Below are 16,832 nucleotides of genomic sequence, written 5' to 3'. Positions count from 1 at the left end.
GTGGCAATACCTAAAACGTCCCACGGCGGCGCGGCTACCCGCGCTGCCGCACCCGTACGACCGGCTGTCGAGAGCAATGTCGCTGACTACCTTGGCGCAGCGATATCGGATACGCTCGCGGCGCTATGTATTCCGGGGGCGGCGGTCCTTAGCGCCACGGCAAAGGCCGCGCTTCAGACTCACTACGCCCGCAAGGCGCAGGAAGCCCGGGAAATCATGCTTGGGGAGCTAAGGGCGGGGCGGGCGACGCCGGAAAATGTTGAGCTGGAAGAGTTCGCGGCAATCACGGTGCGCTACGCGCGGGCAGTGCGTGAGGGGGTCGGACGAATCAATCTGCGCATGCTGGCGGCCATTCTCGCTGGCCAACTTGCACACGACGCGGTATATGCCGACGAGTTCTACCGTTGGGCAGATATCCTGGCCGGATTGACTTCAGACGAGATTGTCGTTTTGGCCGGATATCTGCGCCATGCGCCTGCCGACTTGCGCACGGCCCGACTGGTGGAGTTGGCATCGGCGGTGTATCAAGGCATTTATGGGCCCGACACCGCTCGATGGGGCGACTTTGAAGCGGTCAGAGGGGCTTTGCTCCGCACCGGTCTCCTCTCGATCTCTGCAACCGGAGGGGCAATCGGGGGGGGGTCAAGCGTTGTGTTCGCCCCGACATCCAAGCTTCAAGAGTTGGGACGGCTGGTCGAGATGGAGGGGGTGTTGGAGCGCAGCGGCCTGTCTGGGGGCGGGCCGCACCCCTAGGTCTTCGAGGCGCTGCCGCCGGCGGCGTCGACAAGCCCGTCGTACTTGCGCATACGGTGGGGCGGGGGAATGTTGAGGTCTTGGCTCCAGCGCGTGATGGTGGTTTCAGACACGTCGAGTATCTGGGCGAGCTCACGGTTCGTCCGGACGCCTGCGCGCTCCTTCCATTCGGCGATCATCTTCGCCATGCTGCCGCTCTTGCCCGCGATTTGCTTCCACCGGTCGTTTTGCCGCTTGACTTGGTCGAACTTTGCGCGGAACACCAAGCGCGCCCGTTCCAGCACTTCATCCGGTAGGGGGGCGATGCCCTTCATGTAGGCGCTGAGCGTGTTCGGATTGCTCCCCAGCGCCGAGGCCAGTTCGGGAATTGTCATCTGGAGCTTGGACTTGATCTCGCGCAGCTCAAGCTGCCCTGCGGATGCGATTTTCGCTGTCCGGGGGGCGCGTGTCGGCTTCGCCGGCAGCGAGGATAGCTCGGCCAGGGGGATGGGCGCCCCGGGTAGTTGGCCGTCCAACGGGGGAATCGGCACCGGGATCCAATCTTCGCGCGCTGGGGGCGCGGCCAGGGCTGCGGCGAGTTGTGCGTGGGCTTTCTTGGCCATCATGGTCGTATCGAGGCGGAGAGTATCCGATTCTACAGGTACAAGCGCGGCCCCGACCTTGGGGTCGTCCAGGTCCGCCGTGAAGGGCAGCTCGGAATCGTACGGATTGCGCGTGTAGTCAAGGACGAGGTTGCGTGCGCAGCCCTTGAGCGCGCCCCATATGGCATCGGGATCCCGCATTCGCGGTAGAAGCCGGATGACGACGACCGCCGCGAGTTCGCTCAACAGCTCTTCCAGTCGATCGCTTCCCAGATGCCCGTAGCGCCGGAGGGCGCTCCAGGCGATCGCCCGGATGTCTGGGTTGGTCAGAACGAGCCGCGCGATTTGGTCAGAAAGCTGCTTTTCTTGCTCGGTTCCCCGATGTTGGACGTACAGGCGGCAGAGCATCCGGAGGTCTTCCCCGCGACCAATCGGGCTGAGATCTGATCGATTTTTTATCATAAGATTTATATAAATCAGATGGTTGACACCTCTAAATGTTAACATCGCCAGGGTCAAAATCGTCTGCGTGAGAGCCTGAATGTCGTGCCGAAAAGAGAAATTCGCTGCAATGGCCCTGGTGACGGTCTGCTTGTCGGCACCTGCGTCAGTTCATGCCTCCAGTGGGGTGATGGAGGCGCTGACGGACGGAGTGAAAAGCGCGTTTCGCATAGGCAATGACGGACTTGGGGCGAGGGGAGATGCGGCCAAGCTTTGGTCGGCACACATGTCGGGCGATCGGGAGGCGTTGGACCGCCTTGGCCTTATGGCTCGGCGTGGCAATCCGGAGGCCAAGGCAATCCTAGGATACGCCTTCGACAACGGTATTGGCGTGCCGCGTGACAGCGCACGTGCGGCCTCCTATTTCTCGGAAGCCAAGAAGAAGGTGCCGCTTGCGGCCTACAACCTCGGTGTCCTGCTCAAGGAAGGGCGCGGCGTGCCGGCGGATCCGCGCGAAGCGCTGACGGCCTATCAACAAGCTGATGGGATCGGCCCCGCGGCCGCGATGGCTGCGAGTCTGTTGTTCTCGCAAGGGCGCACGGCCGAGGCACTGGAATGGTCGGAGCGCGCGGCGAAATGGAAGAGCCCGTACGGGACATACCTGCATGCTCGTCTGCTTCTGGACACTGGCCGTGAGAAACAGGGCTTCATTGCGATGCGGAAGGCTGCCTCGATGAACTATCCGGATGCGATTGATGCGCTTGTGTACCTGTACCAGAGAGGCGTTGGCACGAAGCCTGATAACGCTATGGCGGCCGGGTACTGGATCATTGGACAAGTCGGTAAAGGGATCGCCAATGAGGACCAGGCCAGCGAGTTGGCGAAGCAATTTGGGCTGCCAGATCATGAGCATTTCAAGGCGGTCAGATTCGCGCGCAGATGGCTACTGGGCAGGGCGAAGTACACGCCGTTTGACTTCTCCCGCACATTGGAACCCGGGGACCTGAGCAAAAAGGGGAGTTGAGGCTATGGCCCTTGGCGCAAATAACAAACTCCCTTTACGCATTGCGCGCGTAACGCTGTTCTGGTGGGTCCTGCTCACCATCGTCGAGTTCGGAGACAACCCCCTGGGAGTGCTTTCCTACCTCGCCACAGAGGATTTTGAATGGCGCACTTCGCTGCTCGTCATTCTCGCGTCGTCGGCGACTGTCGCGGCCGTAATTCTCGTCCGGCGGGAGCTGGCCCGGTCTCGTATCCAGCCCACGGCACTATTGGGAATTGAGTGCTCGATCGGTGAAGTCCCAACCTCTTTCAATGCCCTACCGAGAATCCGAGACCCGCAAAAAGAACGGCTAGCGCTGCCACCGGCGCTGGATATGTGGATGGCGCAGGCGAAAGCCACCTGGCCGGCACACCATAACCTCCTTTTGGCGGTATGGGACACATACTGCGCTCACAAGCATTACCCAGCATCGCATCGACGTGGCGGACATGCATCCCGGCTGCTGCACGAGCATTGCGCGGCAGTAGCCGTCAAGGCGTTGGAACTCGCGCCAGGCTTCGAGTATTCCGGCGTGTACGTAAAAGCGCGTCGTCGTAAGACGTTCAAAGTCTTGGATAAGAAAGACCCCGGCTACAAGCTCTTGCCGCAAGACCCGCTCATTGCTGTTATAGGAATGGCGCATGACATCGGCAAGCTTCTCGTGTATCGAGTCTCTGCGAAAGGCGATATCGTGGCCAACGCGGAGGAAGCTGGAAACACCAGCCATGATGATGACAAAGGCGTGGTGCATGACGTGCTTGCACCGCGCTTACTATCCAGGATGCCGGAGTACTGGGAACTGCCGGACCACGATCGCGAAGCGCTGAGCGTTGCGCTGGCTCACTACCATCATCCGAGTGACTTTCCTATCGACAAGTACGGCCTTCCGGTCGATGACCGTGCTGCCGCGCTAATGGGAATTCTGGTAGCTGCCGATCGGGCCGTGGGCGTCGAAGAGACCGGCGTCAGCGCAAGCCAAGATCAGGAGGTCGACGATTATGACGCGGACCAAGTATGGGAGGCGCTAGTCTCGGTTCTTTGCGAGCCAGGTCGAATCAACGGCACGGGAGACCCGGAGAAGGATGCATCCGTACGGATTGGCCAGAAACACGAGGGAAAGATCTTCATCCGCGAACATGACTTGCGGAATCTGGTTCTCAAAAAGCTTGGTGAGACCATCTCTAGCGGGCCTGATCGGTACAAAATCACGTGCGCGATCCTAGCCGCCCTCTATGACCGTGGCCTTTTGTATGCCGAGCATCGGAGCGCGTCCTTCTCGCCGCACCTCCCAATGTATAGCGTTGGGCTCTACCACGGGAAGACAACAAAGCACATTACAGATTTCGCGCCGGCCATTGTCATGCATTCGCCGCCACCGACGATGGCCGAGCTGGGACGATTGACCTACTTAGCCGACCACGTCGCCACAGCTGTGATAAAGGCCGCGTCGTTCTACCACCTGCCTGTGCCGCCATCGGAATCCTGGATCCAGGAGAAGAACGCCGCTGCGTTCGGGGCTCCGACTGGCCTGAGCGCTGACTGCCCGGCAGAGGATGGCGCACCTGACCAATTGACACCGCCGCAGGAGTCCGAATCCGGGAACGCGCGGCCAAGTGATCGCGACGCGCAGCGAGCGCTCGCCGATGCCATGGCCGACCTCGAAGAGGAGGCGGAGGAAGAGGCGTTGCTCCAGTTTGTCGCCGAAGAAGAGGCGTCAGGGAAGCCCAAGAAAGGTGGCGCATCTAAGCCTGGGCGTCGCCCGCTTGGCCTGGCCGCGCTTGATCCGACAGCGTCGGCGGAGATGAGCCGAGTCGTGATGCAGGCCCTGGAAGCCCAGCAGCATCGCAAAAAGGCGGCCGTCGAAGCGGGCAAACGCTCAACCACACAGGAGGCCGAATGAACGCGACTGCGGTTAATCACATTGACGCTCTCTGGAAGTCTTTGGCCAAAGCCGGGGTCGATTCCCGAGAAGCAGCATTGCTCATCGCGCCGGCGGGATATCACGACTACAGGCAGCCATCCACCATCTTGCCCGTGGCAAACCAAGGCAGCGAGTCATATGTCTTGGTGGCCTGCATTTCCATTGTCTTCATGACCCAGAGCGGGCGGCCGGTCGACCGGGAAAGCATGGAAGCTGGGCGAGTGTTCGTAAGGGCTTCGGACTCGGCCGGTAGCGAGGCAGATTTCCACTGCTACGGTGATATGGCGAATTGGCGGACAGTGATGCCGGGCGACGATATCTTCGTTGCAGGTGTACTGAGGTCGTCGCACGGGCGCGCTTCCATGGTCAATCCGTCTTTTATCGCTGCGGACGCAAGAGGGGGCGTACGGCCGTTCTATCGAGGAAAGCAGGGGGTGTTAGGAGGTGACAAGATCCGGTTAGCGGTGCATAGCGTTGGCCCAGACGGGATCCCGGGGGCGGTCGCCCTTCTGTCGCAGCGAACAGGCATGGATGCCGACGCCATACGGGCGACGATTGACATGCCTGCGGAGAGTCTGATCAGGCAACTACACTGGCCCGATTCCCTCGCCGACGCCACCCAATCGTTGGCCGCAGCCCGTGCCTTATCGCTCGCCGCGATTGCCTGGAAGGTTGGCGCGAACCGTGAACGCACCAATCAGCCGAAATCTCGAATTGTCTTGACTGTGGAAAGACTGGCCGAGTTGATAAAGATGGTGCCCTATCCTATGACGAAGGACCAGCGGCGGGCGGTAAAGCACATCATGGACGATTTGAGTTCGAACCTGGCCATGGCACGGCTGCTGTCGGGTGATGTTGGGACAGGCAAGACTGCGGTGTATCTGGTTATCGCCGCAGCTGCCAGCGAGGTTGGCGCCCGCGTGGCAATAGTGTGTCCGAGTCGCCCTTTGGCCGCCCAGGTCCACTCCGAGTGCGTTGCATTCTTTCCGCACATTAAGGCGGTGTGCATGATCGCTGGCGCCAAGCCCAAGGACGTAGATGACGCGTTGGTGATTGGGACGACCGCGATCATCTCGTGGGCAAAAAAGGGCGGCAGAGCGTTCGACCTCGTGATTGTTGACGAACAGCAGAAGTTCTCGACGGCTCAGCGTGCAGCCTTGGTCGGTCCGTCCACGAATCTACTGGAAGTCACTGCGACGGCGATTCCTCGCACCGTGGCGCTGGTAGGGTTGGCCGGGATGGACGTGTCGGAGTTGCGAGAGGTTCCAGTCACCAAGCTTGTCCGGACGCGATTGGTGGATAGGGAAAAGGCCCAACAGCTATCAGCGTTTGTGAAGGACTTGATTGCGAAAGGCGGCCAGGCTGCGTTGATCTACCCATTGGTGGACGGAGACGACGACCAGGCAAGCGGCACCTCGGCGTTTCGTCGGTTTCCCGCACATTTCAGCGACCGCGTTGGATTCGTGCACGGGAGAATGAAGGACGAGGAGAAAGATGAGGTTCTCAAACGGATGAGAGAGAAAGAGATCGATCTGCTCGTCAGTACAACGCTAATTGAAGTCGGGGTGACGCTGCCGTCGCTGGTTTGTATGGTCGTGGTTCATCCCGAACGATTCGGCGTCACACAGCTGCACCAGTTGCGGGGGCGTCTCGCTCGCACGGGCGGAAAGGGCTATTTTTTCATGCTTCTGGACGGCGAGATTAAACAGGCGAGCCTTGACCGGCTCCGCCTGCTTGAAGAGTGCGCCGACGGGTTTAGTCTAGCGGTTCGCGATGCTGCGATGCGCGGGCCTGGGGATGTATTTCATGACCTGGGGGCGCAGAGCGGCGCGACTCGATCGCTCTTTATGGGGATAGAGCTCACGTACTCAGACCTGGAGCATGCCGCTCTGCGGGCCCTTGCTTTCGAGGCGGAAAGTCGAATTGCCGGTCAGGGGGCGCAATGACGGACATGGTCAACTTCGACGTCGCGACATGGGAGGCGCGTTGTGAATCACTCCAGGCGATGGCCCATGCCGGATGCGGACTGAGCTATGACCTGTACCAGCAACGATTCAGTGCCGCCGTCGAAGAGCACATTGTTGGGCTTCCTGGCGAGATGAAGTCGCTCGCGATTTCTGTTGCCGTGCCTTTCGGCTACCTCGCGGCGGGGGAGTTGGCACAGGTTCAAATTGAACTGGCTGAGTGTGGCTATTGCACACACGGAATTGATCCGAACTGCTGCCCGTTGGGATGTGGTGATATCGACCACGACGACCATGAAGAGCCTTGGCAGGAACCGCATCCGGAGGTCGACGAGTTTGGCCTGCTACTGGAAGAGGTCCTCTGCGAGCTCCGCCTTGGCGCCGAACGGTTCGATCGGAAGCTGGCGGATGCGTTGGCACCGCTAAAAGGACGAGGTATCGCCTCTTCTGATCTTCCCGCGCGGTGAGTGGGTAGGCCCGGGTAAAAAAAACCCTATTCCAAAAGGAATAGGGTTTGCTGGCTTATACGCGATACAGCACCGGTCTCGGAACTACGGAGGATCGGGGCTTATCTGCCGGCCAAAGCTTGTGCGCGATGGTCACGTCGTCGATCTTTACCCTCCCGTCAGTACTTACACGCCTCCGTACTGGGGGCGCAGTGTACATGCCAGGAACAGGCACCCAAGGATGTGTGCCTCGTTTGCCTGGGCGTTTGATCAGCGGTCGAAGCCACAAAAGCGACTTTCCCGATATGGACACTACCTGGTAGTAATCCACGTCTGTCGTCGATCTTCCCCAAACAGCCTGGTAGATGTCTCCGACTTGGTTCGAAGTCGCATGCTCCAGCTTTGCGGCGGCAACCTTTGCCTTGCGTTCCATTTCCTCGACATAGGCGTCGACGTCAAGACGCATTGCTTCGGCGCTTTGGTACGCGCGGTGAAATTCAGGCTTTCTCTTTCGCCCTGAGAAGGCGATTGCGGCCTGATGGTCTTTCCGCACGTAGACCGCATAGCCAACCCTAACGTCAAATCGGAATTTGGCATAGTCGGCTGGCATGTTGCTCACTATCGGGTACTGGGTTCGCCGCATGATGAGTTCCTTTGCTGCTGTTGCAGCTGAGACAACTTCCATTGGAGAAAGCCATTTACATCCCAGTCTTCTTCCGGTGTGACCGACGTGAACGGTTCGGGATAAGTGAGCACGCTCACGTTGGCCCCGACGTCGGTCATGACCTTCAGAAGGCCGTTGGCCTTATGCACAGCACGCTGGCCAGCTTCATCACCGTCGACAGCCAGAAGGACTGACTTCCCCGAAAGGTTCTTGAACCACTCAGGACGCCAACGACCCGCGCCAGGAACGCCGATTACGTTCTTCTTCGTGCCCAAAACAATCGACGACAGCAAGTCGATTGGACCCTCAACGATGGTGTAGTCGTTCGAGCCTTCGTTCGCCCAAAAGTAGGGAAACATGGGGCCGTAGAAAAGCAGCTTCACCTCCTCTGCGCTCTGGGGCTTCCGAATCAATCGGAACTCAGCGGAACGCGCGTTATGGGTGAAGCAGGCCAGCGGCCGATAGCAGATTGCTGGGACCTTGGAATCAGGTCTCAACATTCCGCTCTTGACCAGGAGTTCGTGCCCGACAACGTCGAACAGCCATTCCTTTGCACGTGCCGGATTACCCGGCAACGTGGCCAGCACACCTCGCTTGATCGCTTCCTTTGCTACATCAGCGGTGATGCCGCGGCCGGCAAGGTACTCCATCACTCGACCGTCCGGAGGCAACTTGCTCCCCCGAATATGCGCGAATACCTCGCGCAAGGCGGCTTCATCGCGTGGAGTCTCCTTGGATTTGGCCTCGGTTGCGCGGATGTGCCACTTTCGAATGGTGCTACCCATCGAAGGTAGTCCACCCGCGAGTCGCCGCGCCGCTTCGGGCACCTCAAGCTGCCAATAGAAGGCCGCGGCGTCGATGACGTCGCCGCCCTCTTCACAGCGAAAGCAATGCCAACGGGTTTTTCCACCGGTTGTTTTGACACTCGTCCTCACCGACTCTGGAGGTCCCAGACCGCAAGCAGGGCACCCGGAGAACCTAATGGAGTCCGAGTGCATCGCTTTCGCCTTCAGTCCCATTACCTGTTCAAAGAACGCGGCAACAGGGAGCTTTTGCTTAAGTCCGTCGAAATCGACTGTTTCACTCATGATTCCCACTCCTATGTGCTCGCCGTGGCGAGTAATGACCTATTGCGGCGAGGTGACGCACATCGTCCGGTGGCATGCAAAAATTAACATCGTGGGGTATGGATAAAATGCGCTCATCGCAATAATATTGCTAAATGTCTATTACTCCATAGGAACAGGACGTGGGAAAACGATTTGGACTTCGCGCGAGCATCACGCTCGTTGCTTCTCTACTCGGGGGCGCCGCAGCTGCGTCGCCCGCCGCTGACCAGGTGCGCGCGACGCTGGAAGCCAAGTACCCGGGTTCCCCGCTCGGCACTGTGACGGAATCACCCGTGCCCGGAATATTCGAGGTCGTGTGGGGCAAGAATCTCGTGTACGTGGAGCAGACCGGCCGCTACTTCCTTTTCGGGAATCTCTACGACATGGTGGGCCGTGCAGATCTCACGTCGCCCCGTCGGGCTGAGCTGACGAAGGTGGCGATGGATACGCTGCCGATGCAGGATGCGTTCGCTCGCGTGATCGGGAAGGGCGAGAGAAAGGTCGCACTGTTCACCGATCCGGATTGCCCGTACTGCCAGCGCCTGGAACAGGCGTTCGCCCAGGTTGGAAACGTCACCATCTACACCTTCCTGTTTCCCCTGGACTCCCTTCACCCCAATGCGAACCTCGTGGCCCGGAAGATCTGGTGTGCTGGAGAGTCCGAGCGCGGGGCGGCCTATGACGCCTACATGGCTCGTGGCGCTCAGCCTGACAACGCCGGTCAGTGCGACAACCCCGTGGCGCGCAACGTGGAACTGGGGCGCAAGCTGAACATCCAGGGCACCCCGTATCTCATCGGAATGGACGGATCCACGAAGCCAGGCGCCTTGGCTCCGGCCGACCTCGACGCGTGGCTAAACGCGAGCAACCGGGTGAAGGCCGCACAGTAAAGCTGCTTTTTTCGTGCCGTCGCCCGCGGCTGCGGCACCGGAAAAGCAGTTTTTTTGTCAGCACTGGAGAGAGCTATGAACGCTGAATTGCCCATCACATTGCCTTCGGGACGCCGTGCCGTGTTCGTGGGTTACGGAACTCAGGCCACCCAACCGGACAATTGCCATCTCCGCCGGGAGGCCGTCGCAGTGTTCCACGGGGAAACGGGCCGCGAAGGCAAGCATGAGCGCCTGACGTTCACCAAGCGTTTCGCCGACGCGCATATCCTCAGCGCCGCGGTAGTGACCTGCTCGGGCCAATAGCGGTAAAGGACGCTCATATGACCATGGAAAGCCAACGCACAACATGCGGGCGGGCGGGAGGGCAGCAGACCTCCGATTGCGAGGTGTTGGCGGCACTCGCCTTTCTTGCCGGGTTCCAGGGTGGGGTCACTCTGGCGCCTATGGAGAGCGGAGAGTGGGAGGTTCGGCCGGTCAATCTGGCTGGAGACAACAACCAATATCCCGCGTACGGGAAGGGGGGGACGGTTGAAGTGGCCATTTTGCGTGCTCACGCTGCTCAAGCCGAAGCGGCTGGGTTCTGCGTTCCGATTGGGGAGCTCGGAAGTGCTTAGCCCTCGCCGAGCGCTTACCCCGAGGGCTTCGAAAGCAGAGACCAACCTCGTTTGTCACTTGCTTGGAATGTCGGTTGAGCGTGCACTTGAGCTTGCCGAGCAACTTCCTCCCGTCGGTGGCGGGACTGACGCACTCGGCGGCGGAGGTGAAAAGTACCGCGCCCTTTCGATACTAGCCCGGGAGGTTCGGGCGCTCGAAAACTCCCCGGTGGCTGCGAACATCCAGAAAGGTACTTTCGCGTCGAGAGAAGTCGCGATGGCCGAGTTTGCCGCCGATGAACTGGTGGCAACCACTTTCTTGGTTCCCCAGTCGGTGCCAGATAAGTACGCGGCTCTTGCGGTGCTGAGCTCGGAGCTTCGTCGCTTGCGGGCACTGACTGGAGGCTCCGGACAATGAGACTCATGGCTCGAAGCGGCTCGCTGCTCCCAATCGTCTCCCGTGACCTTCTTCGCAGGCTCTGGCCTGCATGCAGTGAACAGCTGCTACCCATCACGAGTGATGATGCAGCGCAGGCCATCGTGCTCGCAAATGCGGAGGGCTTCTGTTGGCACGTGGACGATCAGGATCTTAGTGCCACTGCATCCCGACAGCTTGGCCTTTACCCGTTGCAGACTGCCGCGAGCCGGTTGGACCGGGGGGCGCTCGGTCGGGAGGGGCTAGTCGTGGATTGGTTGGGCGGCGCAGAGAAAAGCCTTGGCTGGTGGAAGTTCACGGTAACTGGCGAGTCGTGCTGACGGACAGAAGGAGAATAGGATGCCTGATCAAAAAGAGGGAGCTCAGCTTGTCGTGACTCCTGGGCGGCTCATCGAGCCGTCGACGCGGCCTTTGCAACTTACCGCGCAGGTGAGGTATGCGGCAGAGCGAGCGCGTGAAGTGCTTCTTCATCCCTCTCTTGCATGTCGTATTCGGGCTGGGAAAGCCGAAAAATGAGCAAGACTGGCATATGTGCGAAAGCGGTGATGGGACCACCCGAGGCCGACCTCGCTACCGCGCTTCGACGCGTCAAAGATGCTTTCTATCCAATCGCGCAGGAACCCTTGGGGGCGACCTGCAAAGCTGCGATCTCACTTGCCTTGTCGTGGCTGAACGCCTACGAAGCTCAGGCGGAGCAGGGAAAGGAGGAGAACGTGCATGGGGTGATTTGCTCGACATATCAGTTGGAGGGTTACACCGACGCGCTAGAAAAGGCCGGGCTGCTTTCGCGCGAAGCGTTGTTTCGGCTGCGTGCAAGAGTATTTGCAGGCCACCAAGCTGCGATAGACGCCATTGCGGAAAAGTACCAGCTTCAGGAGGTGGAAGTTAAGACGATCTTTTCCCCTTCATGGGAACGAATTACAAGTGGGTCCAAGCTCCACTAGCAGAGGCGATGATGCGCTCGATTGGAATCAGTGAACTGGAAGCGGTGATCAATGCGTGGCGGGAAGCCGGCGAATCGGACGGCGTTACGCTTTCGGCTGAAGTTCGGGCTTTGGCTGACATCTACGGGGCAGCCATATTCAATAGAGCGACCGTGATCGACCCCACCAGGTTGAGCGCTTCGGTCCGATCAGCAATGCGGGGCCCGATAGCGGCTGGAGGTCTGCGGAATATGGCGGAACACGATGACTGAGCTCCTGCCGGCGGGCCCCTGGGCTGCTCTCGCGGCTTTTGCCGCTCTGGTCTGCTGCTATGTCGTCATCGTACGCGCGGTGCGACGTAGGTACTACAGCTGGCGAGGCCGCAGAATCGAACGGGCAGCCGCGCGCAGGCTCACCATCAGGTTGCCACTTGGCTGGACGCTGACAAAGAACGTCCCCGTCCCGGGCCACGGCGATGCAGATATTCTTCTTACCGATGCGCATGGCCAACGGTGGGTCGTGGAAGTGAAGTCATACGAGAGCATTCGGCGCACGTCATGGTTGCTACGCATTTTCGGTAGGCCTGAGGTGCGTCGCGCGTCGGGCAGGTTTTTTGAGCGAAATCCTATCGCGCAGGTTGTCGGGGTCGCGGACGCATGTCATGCGCGTCCGGTTCTCTGGTTGCCTTACGCGAAAGGACGCACATTCATCACGCGAAGTGGTGTGATCGTGGTACAGGGCTCCTCGCGCCAACTTATGCGCGCGGTTGGCGGTTGCGCATGGTGGCAGTTCTCCTGAGGGTGATTCAGATGGAGCGTCTACTTTCAAAACAAGAAGTCTGCGAGGCGACAGGTCTCCAAGCCAAAGAGCTTGGAGACGCACTTCGGGACGAAACTTTTCCGGCGCCGACGCATCAAGCAAAGGGAACGCGCTACTGGACCGAATCAGCCGTCGCAGAATGGAAGCGACGGCGAGATCGCACACCAAAAGAGCAGCGGGATTGCTTTACCGTGGCGGAAGTGGCGGCGGAGCTTCAGATGAAGCAACTTGAGTTGTTTGCAACGCTAAGAGCGCACGGCCTTCTCATGGAATCCGCCGATCCATACCGTCACAACAGGCCTACCGAGGAGGGCTTTCACCGGGGATGGTTCTGGCGCGTGGAGCGTTACTTGCAGTCCGAACGGAAAATGGTTTTTCAGACCATGATTACGTCTGTCGGAAGACGTGAGATGGTGACCCTGGGACAGAAGTTGCTGCATGGCCTACCCACTGTCTGAAGACCGTGCTGTTTTCCTGTACTCGGCGTGGCTGATCAAGAGCACGCGTCATTCTGAGGACATTATCGCCCGGCTCCGAAGGGTTCACTCGGAGAAAGCAATGCGGCTGATCCTGGCGTACGCACAGATCATGGGTGAGCTGTGTCGACCAGTGACGCGGAACGAGGCGATGCGGATTGCCGACCTGCGCGTGTGTGTCCAGTTGGCTTGGCCTACGTTAGACACGCTGGGATGGCCTGATGGGTCTCTGCCAGACGAAGTGGTGCCGACGAGACGCGCTAACTGATTCAAAACAGGTCCGAACGGAATCGATCCGAATTCAAGATGACAGAAGAATGTGAACTGCTACTAAGCGGGGACCCGCCGCTCGCAAAATTGACGATCGCACAAACGCAGGCAATAGCGGAGTGGCGGCGCACGTGCAGAGTTGCGGTAAATCCGATATCGACTCCAGGGCAAGGATTTGGTTTCTATGCGCATAGGGTAAGGGACAGTGGTAGCCTCGGGCTGGCTATTACCGGCCCGTGCGCGACCGAAAACGGCGCATGGGTCCTGGCCGCTTTTCGACTAGCACGCATAAAGCTAGGAGGTCTGGTCCTCACTTCTCGTGAGTTCGGATCAAGATGGCAGGCGAACACGCTTCGCTTGGACGGTTCGCTCGGCGTCCTAGAATGGCGGTCGAGGCTGGAGATTCGATGGCTAGGCAATGCCTACATCGTTGTATCTGTGGATCGCCGGTACTTGGAGGGAGAAGTGCCGCGGGATGTGGAGCAACGTGTCGTGGCGACAAAGCTGTCCACGGTTTCCTCCGCTGCCGAGTTCGTGGTCCGATACATTGCGGATTTCGAGGGTGCGGCGGCCGATGATCGAGACGCCGCACTGGAGTCTCAATCGAGTTAATGATTGTCGGGCTCTACAGTCGTCAGCCTGCCGGCAAAAAAAAAGAGGCCTCTTCGTAATGAAGAGGCCTCAACTAGCGGGATCAATGGAGATCCAACTCGTACTGCGTCGCGGGGCACTGGGCGGTGCCCGAAGATGCAGAGTTTCGTGCGATTGAAGCACTCTCGCGAATGAGCCGTGCGAGGCTGTCGATGTAATTCGCGTCGTCCTCGGAGTGCATAACGTGTACCCAATCTGGACGCTCTCGGGCGACAAGACGCCGAGTGCGGCTGATCGGAAGAACAAAGCCGCGATCGTCGATGATCACCTCGCGAGGACGATTGGTGGGGCGATGGAATAGATCTATCGCTCTCATTGCAAGGTCTCTGCTTTGGCCACAAGATGGCTCTTGTACGTGTCCACCACCAGGTCGAGATAGGGCGACAGTGGAGCAAGCAAAAGCTGGAGGCGTCCTTCAGAGTAAGAAAGAAGCAGGTTCTTCGCCCTGTTTAGCCAAACCCCCAGGTGCGGTTGAAGCGGAATTCCTTCAACCGCCTCCCAGTCCCCCTGCGCGTGTACCAGGCGACCCTGGAAAGAAAGAGCATCTCCGAACCGGAGCAGGTTGACGTGGAGATCGAGGACGCGCATAGCGTCTTCATCCCGGTACTCCGCAGCAATGCGGTGATACACGTCGGACGGTTCGACCTCCGTCATGACGTATGCCGTCGCGTAAGTGAACACAGACACCATGTCCACATAACCGAGCTGCATTAAAGCGAGCTCGATCGCGTCGTCCATCAAATGCGGGTCGCTGCTGGCCTGTTGAACCAAGCCGGGCAGCGCCTGCGTGAACAGACCTTTTACCGCGTTGTGAACCAATTTCGATTGTGACATGCCGACTCTCCCGTACTGGGTGGGCGAGGTACGCCCTATACGACCCAGTAGTGACAGGTGGCATTCATTCAGCGGTGTCACTCTTCAAAACGCAGCGCGACCAAAAATCAACATGGATCGGTGCAATAAAAACGCACAGAATGGTATAACGCAGAGCTGTGGACCGCCTTCAAGATGAAGCGCGACAACACCTTTAACAGGCAGCTGACCGTTATGGATCACAAAAGCGCAGCACTAAGCGGAATCGGGACGCCGGGACGGCGTTCACCAGCGCTAAATGCAATTGCGGCTCTTCTCACGCTATCGATGGCTTGCAGTGCATTTGCCGACGACCTCGGAAACTACGGCAGATCATGGGAAATCGAGGAGCAGGACGGGGTCGAGCAGATGAAAGACAAGCTCCGCGAAATGGAAAGGACTGGCGAGTTGAAGCGGCGCCAAGAGCAGTATCGAGACGAGTACATCGATAGCATCGAGAACCCGGCTCCAATCCCGGGCATCTCCACGGCGGCCGAAGATCGAGTGCGCACATTCGATCCGACGAAGACATTCACCGAAACCGTCTACGACGAGAACGGGGCCATCATGGTGCCGGCAGGCGTCTCGGTGAATCCGCTGGATTTCGCGACGTGGTCCAAGCGGCTTCTTTTCATAGACGCACGGGACGATCGGCAAGTGGAGCTCGCGCGTATTCACCGCGATGCCGCGCCCGCTGACAAGGTGATTCTTGTGGGGGGCTCGTACATGGAGCTGATGCGCAAATGGGGTACGCGCGTCTACTTCGATTTGGGCGGCGCTGTCACGACGCGGTTTGGAATCGACCGCGTTCCCGCATTGGTGTCGCAGCAAGGAAAGGTGCTGGAGATTCGCGAAATCGGGATGCCACCCGACGAGGCCGATGAGGTGGGCAAATGAGTAGCCAATTCCGAAGGGCGTTCAGGCGAGCCGTTTTCGCGGTAGCCCTCGCTTGTAGCGCCTTGTCCGCCAACGCGGACTCTCTGACCTGCGAAGGGGAGTTTCCAAATCCGATCACCGCCTACTGCTGGTCGTGCGTGTACCCGATTCGGCTCTTTGGGCAGGACCTTCTCAAGCGCGGCGGTGAGGATTTCGACACGGGCTTCAACAACGCATTCTGCTTCTGCAAGAGTCCGCCTCAGGTGGGAGTTCCCACGTCGTTCTGGGAGATGGTCTACATGACCGACGTCACCACCGTTCCTTGGTGTTTTCCTCTGCTCGGAGGGGTAAGACTGAACGCGGGCATCAACGACAACAAAGTTGGTATGACCAGCCACAAGGAGACCGCGGGAATCGGCCCCTTGTCGCGCTCGACGTTCCGTTGGGTGCATGGCTACACCAACCCGCTAATGTACGTGCTCGATGTCCTACTTGACGCGGGGTGCCTCACCAAAGGAAGCATCAGCCCGGCGTGGCCGGCAGAAGTGGACCCAGCCTATGACGACTGGGAGCTTTCGACCACGATGAATCCGATCTCCTTCGCTGTAGCGAATATGGCGGGTATAGCCGCTGGCACAGTTGATGCGGTCGCCGCACTGGTGGACTTTCCGAGACCGGAGCTTTTCTGGACTGCTGGCGCATGGGGCAGCATATATCCCTATACCGGCTGGGTCTATCCGCACGTCAGCAACGACGCGACGTCGCGGCTGTTGAGCACCCGAATGCTGGCATGGCAGCACGAGTTCAAATCCATGGCCGCGCACTATGGCGAGGACGCTTCCTGCTCGCAGACCGGGTACTGGCAGCCAATCATGGATAAGCGCCAATACAAGTTCCAGAGACTATGGCCTGTGCCGCAAACGAAAAAGATCGATGGCACTTGCTGCGGCCCCATCGGGCGATCCACGCTCCTCGCCGAGGAGGGGGTTGAAGTGCCCAGCGGGAAGTACCGAGATTTCGGTTATGGAATTTTTCGAAAACGGGACTGCTGCTCGGGTGCCTGGCCGTGATGCGCAGGGCTGATCCGCCATACCTATTCGATTTTTCTTGAGCGAGTCAAAAAGT

Annotated in this window: 16 protein-coding genes; 13 read left to right on the top strand and 3 right to left on the bottom strand. The window is 59.3% G+C overall.

Annotation, left to right across the window (positions count from 1 at the left end; translation table 11 throughout):
• Nucleotides 1–753 carry a hypothetical protein gene (locus RT614_RS05140; protein ID WP_313620769.1) on the top strand — a complete coding sequence of 251 codons (753 nt, stop codon included), beginning with the start codon at nucleotides 1–3 and terminating at the stop codon, nucleotides 751–753.
• Here RT614_RS05140 and RT614_RS05135 read toward each other — a convergent pair.
• Entirely contained in the window at nucleotides 750–1,742 is a 993-nt protein-coding gene (locus RT614_RS05135) for a helix-turn-helix transcriptional regulator (RefSeq protein ID WP_313620768.1), read from the bottom strand. The genes RT614_RS05140 and RT614_RS05135 overlap by 4 nt on opposite strands.
• 163 nt (nucleotides 1,743–1,905) lie before the next feature.
• On the opposite strand from RT614_RS05135, the gene RT614_RS05130 reads away from it, so the two are divergent.
• From RT614_RS05130 to RT614_RS05115, 4 genes are read left to right on the top strand one after another with little or no spacing between them, the layout of a single operon-like run.
• Nucleotides 1,906–2,799 (top strand): hypothetical protein, encoded by an 894-nt coding sequence (locus tag RT614_RS05130; protein WP_313620766.1) that lies wholly within the window; start codon nucleotides 1,906–1,908, stop codon nucleotides 2,797–2,799.
• A gap of 4 nt (nucleotides 2,800–2,803) precedes the next feature.
• Nucleotides 2,804–4,717, top strand: a complete 1,914-nt coding sequence (locus RT614_RS05125) for a hypothetical protein (protein ID WP_313620764.1) — start codon at nucleotides 2,804–2,806, stop codon at nucleotides 4,715–4,717.
• Complete coding sequence (locus RT614_RS05120; RefSeq protein ID WP_092578925.1) at nucleotides 4,714–6,684, top strand: DEAD/DEAH box helicase; 1,971 nt, start codon at nucleotides 4,714–4,716, stop codon at nucleotides 6,682–6,684. The genes RT614_RS05125 and RT614_RS05120 overlap by 4 nt, the downstream gene beginning before the upstream one ends.
• The gene (locus tag RT614_RS05115) at nucleotides 6,681–7,169 is read left to right on the top strand and encodes a hypothetical protein (protein ID WP_279968384.1); all 489 of its coding nucleotides are present in this window, start codon (nucleotides 6,681–6,683) and stop codon (nucleotides 7,167–7,169) included. The genes RT614_RS05120 and RT614_RS05115 overlap by 4 nt, the downstream gene beginning before the upstream one ends.
• Before the next feature lie 597 nt (nucleotides 7,170–7,766).
• Here RT614_RS05115 and RT614_RS05110 read toward each other — a convergent pair.
• Complete coding sequence (locus RT614_RS05110; RefSeq protein ID WP_076515734.1) at nucleotides 7,767–8,900, bottom strand: toprim domain-containing protein; 1,134 nt, start codon at nucleotides 8,898–8,900, stop codon at nucleotides 7,767–7,769.
• Nucleotides 8,901–9,061: 161 nt separating this feature from the next.
• Here RT614_RS05110 and RT614_RS05105 point away from each other — a divergent pair, with 161 nt between their 5' ends.
• The 6 genes from RT614_RS05105 to RT614_RS05090 all read left to right on the top strand — a co-directional run bounded on the left by RT614_RS05105 (nucleotide 9,062) and on the right by RT614_RS05090 (nucleotide 13,040).
• Nucleotides 9,062–9,811, top strand: coding sequence for a DsbC family protein (locus RT614_RS05105; RefSeq protein WP_076515731.1), 750 nt, complete (start codon nucleotides 9,062–9,064; stop codon nucleotides 9,809–9,811).
• Between the two features lie 75 nt (nucleotides 9,812–9,886).
• On the top strand, nucleotides 9,887–10,114 hold the full coding sequence (locus RT614_RS05100; RefSeq protein WP_279968386.1) for a hypothetical protein: 228 nt from the start codon (nucleotides 9,887–9,889) through the stop codon (nucleotides 10,112–10,114).
• A gap of 1,238 nt (nucleotides 10,115–11,352) precedes the next feature.
• Nucleotides 11,353–11,784 carry a hypothetical protein gene (locus RT614_RS05095; RefSeq protein ID WP_313620760.1) on the top strand — a complete coding sequence of 144 codons (432 nt, stop codon included), beginning with the start codon at nucleotides 11,353–11,355 and terminating at the stop codon, nucleotides 11,782–11,784.
• Nucleotides 11,748–12,035: a DUF3717 domain-containing protein gene (locus RT614_RS29065; protein WP_083714140.1), complete on the top strand. Its 288-nt coding sequence runs from the start codon at nucleotides 11,748–11,750 to the stop codon at nucleotides 12,033–12,035. The genes RT614_RS05095 and RT614_RS29065 overlap by 37 nt, the downstream gene beginning before the upstream one ends.
• Nucleotides 12,028–12,561 (top strand): NERD domain-containing protein, encoded by a 534-nt coding sequence (locus tag RT614_RS29060; RefSeq protein WP_092579119.1) that lies wholly within the window; start codon nucleotides 12,028–12,030, stop codon nucleotides 12,559–12,561. The genes RT614_RS29065 and RT614_RS29060 overlap by 8 nt, the downstream gene beginning before the upstream one ends.
• Nucleotides 12,543–13,040, top strand: a complete 498-nt coding sequence (locus RT614_RS05090; RefSeq protein ID WP_241137963.1) for a phage antirepressor KilAC domain-containing protein — start codon at nucleotides 12,543–12,545, stop codon at nucleotides 13,038–13,040. The genes RT614_RS29060 and RT614_RS05090 overlap by 19 nt, the downstream gene beginning before the upstream one ends.
• A gap of 1,251 nt (nucleotides 13,041–14,291) precedes the next feature.
• On the opposite strand, the gene RT614_RS05085 is transcribed toward RT614_RS05090, so the two are convergent.
• Nucleotides 14,292–14,813 (bottom strand): hypothetical protein, encoded by a 522-nt coding sequence (locus RT614_RS05085; protein ID WP_092578943.1) that lies wholly within the window; start codon nucleotides 14,811–14,813, stop codon nucleotides 14,292–14,294.
• Nucleotides 14,814–14,987: 174 nt separating this feature from the next.
• Here RT614_RS05085 and traW point away from each other — a divergent pair, with 174 nt between their 5' ends.
• Nucleotides 14,988–15,728 (top strand): type-F conjugative transfer system protein TraW, encoded by a 741-nt coding sequence (traW, locus tag RT614_RS05080; RefSeq protein ID WP_313620755.1) that lies wholly within the window; start codon nucleotides 14,988–14,990, stop codon nucleotides 15,726–15,728.
• Nucleotides 15,729–15,790: 62 nt separating this feature from the next.
• Nucleotides 15,791–16,777 carry a TraU family protein gene (locus RT614_RS05075; RefSeq protein WP_313620753.1) on the top strand — a complete coding sequence of 329 codons (987 nt, stop codon included), beginning with the start codon at nucleotides 15,791–15,793 and terminating at the stop codon, nucleotides 16,775–16,777.
• Nucleotides 16,778–16,832: the final 55 nt, after the last annotated feature.

This window comes from Achromobacter sp., assembly GCF_032102605.1.
Taxonomy (GTDB): Bacteria; Pseudomonadota; Gammaproteobacteria; order Burkholderiales; family Burkholderiaceae_B; genus Achromobacter.
This window is presented reverse-complemented; position numbering and strand designations above follow the sequence as displayed.

What these genes read in the sequence shown, in the direction of transcription:
- RT614_RS05135 (WP_313620768.1), bottom strand. Translation starts at nt 1,742, where the DNA reads ATGCTCTGCCGCCTGTACGTCCAACATCGGGGAACCGAGCAAGAAAAG.
- RT614_RS05130 (WP_313620766.1), top strand. Translation starts at nt 1,906, where the DNA reads ATGGCCCTGGTGACGGTCTGCTTGTCGGCACCTGCGTCAGTTCATGCC.
- RT614_RS05125 (WP_313620764.1), top strand. Translation starts at nt 2,804, where the DNA reads ATGGCCCTTGGCGCAAATAACAAACTCCCTTTACGCATTGCGCGCGTA.
- RT614_RS05120 (WP_092578925.1), top strand. Translation starts at nt 4,714, where the DNA reads ATGAACGCGACTGCGGTTAATCACATTGACGCTCTCTGGAAGTCTTTG.
- RT614_RS05115 (WP_279968384.1), top strand. Translation starts at nt 6,681, where the DNA reads ATGACGGACATGGTCAACTTCGACGTCGCGACATGGGAGGCGCGTTGT.
- RT614_RS05110 (WP_076515734.1), bottom strand. Translation starts at nt 8,900, where the DNA reads ATGAGTGAAACAGTCGATTTCGACGGACTTAAGCAAAAGCTCCCTGTT.
- RT614_RS05100 (WP_279968386.1), top strand. Translation starts at nt 9,887, where the DNA reads ATGAACGCTGAATTGCCCATCACATTGCCTTCGGGACGCCGTGCCGTG.
- RT614_RS05095 (WP_313620760.1), top strand. Translation starts at nt 11,353, where the DNA reads ATGAGCAAGACTGGCATATGTGCGAAAGCGGTGATGGGACCACCCGAG.
- RT614_RS29065 (WP_083714140.1), top strand. Translation starts at nt 11,748, where the DNA reads ATGGGAACGAATTACAAGTGGGTCCAAGCTCCACTAGCAGAGGCGATG.
- RT614_RS29060 (WP_092579119.1), top strand. Translation starts at nt 12,028, where the DNA reads ATGACTGAGCTCCTGCCGGCGGGCCCCTGGGCTGCTCTCGCGGCTTTT.
- RT614_RS05090 (WP_241137963.1), top strand. Translation starts at nt 12,543, where the DNA reads ATGGTGGCAGTTCTCCTGAGGGTGATTCAGATGGAGCGTCTACTTTCA.
- RT614_RS05085 (WP_092578943.1), bottom strand. Translation starts at nt 14,813, where the DNA reads ATGTCACAATCGAAATTGGTTCACAACGCGGTAAAAGGTCTGTTCACG.
- traW (WP_313620755.1), top strand. Translation starts at nt 14,988, where the DNA reads ATGAAGCGCGACAACACCTTTAACAGGCAGCTGACCGTTATGGATCAC.